Source organism: Cohnella boryungensis (genome assembly GCF_042651945.1).
Lineage (GTDB): Bacteria > Bacillota > Bacilli > Paenibacillales > Paenibacillaceae > Cohnella > Cohnella boryungensis.
The window spans coordinates 133,376-140,200 of record NZ_JBHSED010000007.1; the positions used below are offsets into that span (position 1 = coordinate 133,376).

8 protein-coding genes are annotated in these 6,825 nt (G+C 52.7%); all 8 read right to left on the bottom strand.

Annotated features, from left to right (window positions below):
* Window positions 1–31 precede the first annotated feature (31 nt).
* Entirely contained in the window at window positions 32–1,333 is a 1,302-nt protein-coding gene (locus ACFO1S_RS06590; RefSeq protein WP_204605362.1) for a TerD family protein, read from the bottom strand.
* Between the two features lie 27 nt (window positions 1,334–1,360).
* Complete coding sequence (locus ACFO1S_RS06595; protein ID WP_204605361.1) at window positions 1,361–1,942, bottom strand: TerD family protein; 582 nt, start codon at window positions 1,940–1,942, stop codon at window positions 1,361–1,363.
* A 12-nt stretch (window positions 1,943–1,954) separates the two neighbouring features.
* Complete coding sequence (locus tag ACFO1S_RS06600; protein WP_204605360.1) at window positions 1,955–2,533, bottom strand: TerD family protein; 579 nt, start codon at window positions 2,531–2,533, stop codon at window positions 1,955–1,957.
* Between the two features lie 77 nt (window positions 2,534–2,610).
* Window positions 2,611–3,186, bottom strand: coding sequence for a TerD family protein (locus ACFO1S_RS06605; protein ID WP_204605359.1), 576 nt, complete (start codon window positions 3,184–3,186; stop codon window positions 2,611–2,613).
* A gap of 56 nt (window positions 3,187–3,242) precedes the next feature.
* Window positions 3,243–3,827: a TerD family protein gene (locus ACFO1S_RS06610; RefSeq protein ID WP_204605358.1), complete on the bottom strand. Its 585-nt coding sequence runs from the start codon at window positions 3,825–3,827 to the stop codon at window positions 3,243–3,245.
* Between the two features lie 301 nt (window positions 3,828–4,128).
* On the bottom strand, window positions 4,129–4,605 hold the full coding sequence (locus tag ACFO1S_RS06615) for a C40 family peptidase (RefSeq protein WP_204605357.1): 477 nt from the start codon (window positions 4,603–4,605) through the stop codon (window positions 4,129–4,131).
* Window positions 4,606–4,870: 265 nt separating this feature from the next.
* Entirely contained in the window at window positions 4,871–5,932 is a 1,062-nt protein-coding gene (locus tag ACFO1S_RS06620) for a cation diffusion facilitator family transporter (RefSeq protein ID WP_378126463.1), read from the bottom strand.
* Between the two features lie 606 nt (window positions 5,933–6,538).
* Window positions 6,539–6,825 (bottom strand): hypothetical protein (locus tag ACFO1S_RS06625; protein WP_378126456.1); only part of this gene is annotated, 287 nt, incomplete at its 5' end.

A 6,825-nucleotide genomic window follows, 5' to 3' on the forward strand; every position in this document is an offset into this window, starting at 1 on the left:
GAAGATCCCTTCCGTTGATCAAACGTCGCTCTTATTTACTGCCTCTTGCCCACCTCAGGCCCCAGTTGTAAGCGACGTCCAGCTTCTGCTGATCGTCGAAAAACTGCACCAGTCGCTCGATGCTGAACGTCTGGTTGTTCACGTTACGAATCATCGCAATCGCGCACAAGCCCTTGCTGTTGTTATACTCGTCCATTCTTACCACAATATCGGGTCCGCCCGGCTGCTTGATCGTGACTACGCCGTCCGCTTGCGACCAATTCGTTACGCCTTCGTAGATAAAGGCGAATACGACGATCCGCTCGATCTCGGCCAGCCTGGCCCCGTTGATTCTCATGTTCTCCCCGCCGGCCTGAGCGCCTGTGCGGTCATCCCCGTCCAGCGACACGTAAGGCGGTCGATTGAAATCGCCGAAGGCATTGCCGAGCGCTTGTACGCCGCCCTTCGTGCCATCCTTAAGCTCGTAGAGACATCCGAGATCCAGATCGATTCCCGACGACCGGAAGAAGCCCCCCGTTTTTTTGCGATTCCAGTTCAGATTAACCAAGATTTCGCCGATCGAACCCGAGCTGTTCTTCTGAAGGTTAATGACGTCTCCCTTCTTCTTCAGCTCGATCTTGTCCAACCGAATCGGAGAAGGCGGAGCGGCTGGCGGCTGTGCCGGGGAAGCTTGTCCCGCAGGCGGTGCAGCCGGCACTGGCGGTGCGGCTGGCTCCGGCGGTTTCGCCGCCGGAGGAGGCGTCGCAGGCGCTGCGGGCTGTTCCTCGCGCACCTCGACTCCGAAGCTGCCGCACAGGGCTGCCAATCCGCCGGAATAGCCCGACCCAATGGCATTAAATTTCCATTCGCCATTGTATCTATATAATTCCCCTACGACGATCGCGGTTTCGACAGGAAAGTTTTTGCCAAGTTCATAACGGAGCAATACGTTGCCCGAAGCCTCGTCAACGATACGAAGATAGGCATCGTTCACAAGAGAGAAGTTTTGCTTGCGCGCGTCTCCCTCGTAAATTGTCAAGCTAAACGCTACCCTCTCGATTTCTTTGGGAACAGCGCCAAGTTCGATGCTCAATTGCTCTTGGTCGGATTGATTTCCGTAGCTTTTCCTGTCTTGACCGACGATGCGGATCGATCCGGCGGCGCCCGTCGGATTGGAATAAAAGATTAGGTCCTGATCGGAGCGGACCTTGCTATTGCCCTGCAATGCGAATACGGAGAAGTCCAAATCTACTCCCGAGCTTGCTCCCCAACCCATCCCGACAATCACTCGGGAAACGGAAGGGTTATTCTTCGTTACATCCGCTTTCTGACCTTTAATGATTGACAATGACATGCGCGGCAAAGCCTCCGTTCGGGTTAGTTACTTGGCATCCAAGCCGTAATTGTGAGCCAGTGCGGACAGTCCTCCGGAGAAGCCCGATCCGATGGCTTGGAACTTCCAATCTCCGCCATGGCGATAGAGCTCGCACACGACGACAGCTGTCTCGACGGAGAAATCCTCGCCCAGATCGTAACGCAGTATCTCACTGCCTGTCTGCTCGTCCACCAGTCGTACGAATGCATTGGACACTTGTCCAAAATTCTGGTGACGCGCTTCCGCATCGTGAATCGTTACGGTGATGCCGATACGATGTATCCCAGCGGGAATCTTCGTGAAGTCGAGCTTGATTTGCTCGTCGTCGCCGTCGCCCTCTCCGTCCCGATTATCTCCGGTATGAACGACAGCGCCATTGTATACGGTCAAATTGTTGTAAAATACGAAATCCTCAATACCGCCCGCCTTGCCATTGGCATTCAGCAAGAACGCCGAAGCGTCCAAATCGAAACCTTCACCTCCGGAATACTTGTTCGTATCCCATCCGAGGCCGATAATGGCTTTGGTGAGGCCGGGGTTTGTTTTCGTCAGATCGATTCTTTGGCCTTTCGAAAGGCTGATGGTCATCTGGATTTCCTCCTATACTTGTACTCCGAAGTCGCGGCACAGGCCGGCGAGTCCGTCCCGATAGCCGCTGCCTACCGCGCTGAACTTCCATTCTCCGTTATGTCTGTACAGCTCCGCTACGACAACCGCAGTCTCGACCGAGAAGTCTTCTCCCAGATCGTAGCGAATCAATTCTTCGTCCGTGCCGTTGTTCAAGACGCGGGCGAACGAATTGGCTACTTGTCCGAAATTCTGGTTGCGCGCCGCCGCATCGTGAATCGTGATGCAGAAGGCGATCTTCTCTATATCCGCCGGAACTTGACCAAGGTCGATGACGATGGACTCGTCGTCCCCCGCGCCTTCGCCCGTTTGGTTGTCCCCGGAAAGCTGAATGGAGCCGTTCGCGTTGCTCTTGTTGTTGTAAAAAATAAATTGACTGTCCGAACTAACCTTGCCCGAGGCATTCAGGCAGAATGCCGAAGCGTCCAGATCGAACGCGCTGCCGCCGTCGTACTTGTTCGTATCCCAGCCTAGTCCGACTCTGACCTTCGTAAGACCCGGATTGGATTTGGTCAGATCAACCTTCTGGCCCTTGGACAAATTAACCGCCATCTGCACTTCATCCTCCTTGAATGGAAAAGGACCGCAATCCGATTGAACAGCGGTCCCCAAAAGCGGGTACTACGACCTTACATAAGCCCGAAGTCTTTGCACAGGCCGGCCAAGCCGTCTTTATAGCCGCTGCCTACCGCATTGAATTTCCATTCGCCGCTGTGACGATAGAGCTCGCCTACGACAACCGCAGTTTCTACGGAGAAGTCTTCGCCAAGGTCGTAACGGATCAATTCTGCGCCGGTATCTTCGTTAACGATCCGCACGAACGCGTTCGTAACTTGTCCGAAGTTCTGACCTCTTTCAGCCGCTTCGTGAATCGTGATGCAGAATGCGACCTTCTCGACTTCCGGAGGAACCGTAGACAGGTTGACCTTCACTTGCTCGTCGTCGCCGTCTCCTTCGCCGGTAAGGTTATCGCCCGTATGCACGATGGAGCCATTGACGTTCTGGAGGTTGTTGTAGAAGATGAAGTCTTTTTCGGAAGCGGCTTTGCCTGCCCCGTTCAAGCAGAAGATGGAGGCGTCGAGGTCAAAATCCTTGCCGCCGTCATATTTGTTTGTGTCCCATCCGAGACCTACCAGTACCTTCGTAAGACCCGGATTCGTTTTCGTCAGATCGATCTTTTGACCTTTGGACAAGCTGATAGACATAGCAATTACCTCTTTTCGTTAATTTTATGTTTTGAATTAAAGAATTCCCAATTCTGTTACTGATACTCACGCGCGAGCAGATCGATGTGAGCCGCGAAGGAGCCTTCGCCGATGGCGTTGAACTTCCATTCTCCGCTATGACGGTAAACCTCTCCTACGATCAGGGCCGTTTTGCCTGAGTAGTTATCCGTCAGATTGAAGCGAACGAGCTCTTGCTGACTGGCTTGGTTCAACACGCGAATGTAAGCCGATGCGATCATGCCGAAATCTTGCTTGCGATTGACGCAGTCGTAGATGTTCACGACAACCAGAATCCGCTGAATGTTGGCGGGTACGCGAGCAAGGTCGATGTTGATCTGCTCGTCGTCGCCGTCTCCTTCGCCCGTGCGGTTGTCGCCGGAATGAACGACGGAGCCGTCCGGACTCTTGAGATTGTGGAAGCAGACGAGGTTCTTGCCGGTCAGCTTGCCGTTCTCGTCGAGCAGCAATGCCGATGCGTCGCAGTCGATGTCCACCTTTTTGGAACCGAAAAAGCTTCTCTTCTGAACGGGATCCCATCCGAGACCTACGGTAATTTTGCTAAGTCCGGCGTTCCCCTTCGTGAGGTCGATCTTCTGTCCTTTTACTAGCGAAATCGTCATGTCAAGCAGGATCTCCCTTCAACTCAAATCTTTTGTTGCGGAGCGGAATGAGTCTATGAATCTCTCATCCCTCGACTAACATAATGTACGGGCATGCGACAAAAAGGTTTCATCCCCTTAAATTATAATGCAAATATCGCCAAGATTCGAGTTCTGCAACCTAAATTTCCTGTAAATTATGGAAGTGCGCCGAAAGCCGTAACCTTTTGTCCGCCTCGTCCGTCTACATCATTAAGCGTTGTAACAAAATAAAAAAAGCTGGCAAGGGTACATCCCCTGCCAACTTCGAGATCATATTCGATTACAACACCCTGCGGGCTGTTACATAAGCCTTGGACCAATAGTTAGAATTCATGTTGGATACCGTTACTCCCTGGCTTGTGCTTGCGTGCAAGATTTTGCCGTCTCCGGCGTAGATGGCGACATGGCTGATTCCGCCGCCTCCGGTTTTGAAGAAGACCAGGTCTCCGACGCTTAGATAGCCCTTGTCGACCTTCTCTCCTGTGTAGGACTGGGATACGGACGTTCTTGGAAGGTCTATGCCGGCTTGCTTGAATACGTATTGAACGAAAGAAGAGCAATCGAACGTGCTTGTATCTCCCGGCTGCGAGCCGTATTGATATGGAGTTCCGATATAGTCTTTGCCGTAGGCAAGCAAATTGAGGGAATCCGGCGTGGCCGCATTCGCCGTGGAAGACGACCCGATCATCGTTCCGAATAGTCCGGTAACGGCAAGACTGCAAGCGAGCAAGGCTTTAATGACGAATTTCTTGTTCATGTACGGTAAATCCTCCCGGCTTCTCTGGCTGCATCGAACCATCGTTGTCGGGATTTACTATAACACATCGGGTTTCTCCGATATTTTACCAAGGAGAGAGTGAAGTCTGTGTTATAGGGATTTTCCGTCGTTTCTTAGAATGTAATTAGAAAACGTTAATATTGCTGCATCCTCAATGTCGGAAGGCGTTACCCAGCCGTTATTGCCTTGAATCAGGCCGTCAGCCTGATTCTTTTTTTGTTTTCCGGGAGCAGGCCGGTTACTGCTATACCTTCAGCTCGGAATGGCGAATCGCCGAGGTTTCGATCTGAATGGTCGCATGCTCGATCTTGAATTTCTTCTCGATGAGCCCGAGCGCCTGTTGGAGAACGGCTTGCTGATCGGTATCGTCTGCGACGAGTAAATGACAGCTTAAAGAATCCATCCCCGACGTAATCGTCCATATGTGCAAATCGTGCACATCCAGCACTCCGGGAACGCTCGCCAGCGTCGCGCTCACCTTCTCGCGGTCGATCGTCGCCGGCGTGCCCTCCATCAGGATGTGGACGGTGTGCTTGATCACGCCCCAGGCGCTTCTGAGAATAAGAAGGGATACAAGGACGCTGATGATGGGATCTGCGATGTACCATCCGAACGCAAGCATAAGAATGCCTGCCGCCACCGCGCCGACTGAGCCTAACGCATCCCCCAGCACGTGAAGATAGGCGCTTCTGAGATTGAGGTTGTTCTTGACGTCTCCTTTGCGAATCAGAGCGTATGCGCTAAGCAGATTGGCTAACAGACCAACAGAGGCAATAAGAATCATAGGCAAGCTGGACACTTCCGGCGGCTCGTTAAAGCGTTGATAGGCTTCCCACATAATAAATCCGGCGATGAGAAACAGCGTAACACCGTTGAAGAGAGCCGCCAATATTTCGAAACGGTAAAAGCCGTACGTTTTGCTCGGGGAAGCCGGTCTGGCCGCGAACCAGAAAGCGACCAGACTGAGGGCCAGCGAGCTGGCATCGCTGAGCATGTGGCCGGAATCCGAAAGCAGCGCCAAGCTGTTCGTCAGCAGGCCGCCCGCGAACTCCAGCACCATAATCGTGGCCGTGATGATAAGCGCGATCATCAGGCCCTTCTTGTTCCCTTCGCGATTCGCATCATGGTGGTGGTGACCGCCAAGCCCATGATGATGGTGGTGATGATCATGGCCGTGAGTATGATCGTGCGGGTCGTCGTGGTCGTGCGTATGGTCGTGATCGCGAGTATGGTCGTGCGGGTGACTGTGCGCGGGATCGCTATGCTTGTCGGTAGCGAGAGATCGCGAGCCTTTGCGCTCATCCACATGATCGTGCGCGCCATCGCGGTTATGAGGGTGGCTGTGCACGGGACCGCTCTGATCATCAGCAGTACGGTTGTGTGTCCTTATAGATTCCAGGTCAGTAGCTCCAGCTTTAATGTGCTTATCGTCTTTATCTCGTGAGCTAGACATTTCAATCCCTCTCTCCACAATATATGAATACATGTTCATATATTATGATGTTCGATATTCATGAAAATGTCAATAGTCTATCCAGCTTCTTCCTCGCCTATTTAGGAAAGCTGCTGGTACTACAGCAATTTAATTTGACTTAGCCGCACGCCCCCCCTCACCTCGACCGATCTCCGCCACTTTAGTTCGACCTAGCACTACTATTCCCCTCACCTCGACGGGGCTCCGCAGCTTTAGTTCGAGTTAGTAAAACTATTCCTGCCACCACGACGTATCTCCGCCACTTTAGTTCGACTTAGCACCACTATTCCCCTCACCTCGACGGGTCTCCGCAGCTTTAGTTCGAGTTAGTGAAACTATTCCTGCCACCACGACTTATCTCCGCCACTTTAGTTCGACTTAGCACCACTATTCCCTCACCTCGACGGGTCTCCGCAGCTTTAGTTTGATCTACTCCAACTATTCCTGGCTCCATGGGCGTTTTTCGCGCAGGAGTCGGTTCCTGAACCAAAGGGATAGCGGCGCCAGCAGCTGATCTTGAAGTCCGACAAGCCGCAGGCTGCAGGCTGCACCGGCCGCATACATATGCTTGTCGCTACGGCGGCCACCCACCCGCACAGAACAAAGAAGAAGACCCCGCTCGAAAGGAGGCCACTGAAAAAGTCTTTCAACTAAAAGAAGGTAACGTTCCTCAATTACATTGAGAGAGCAGTACCTTCTTTGCTGTATAATTAAAGTATTACAGC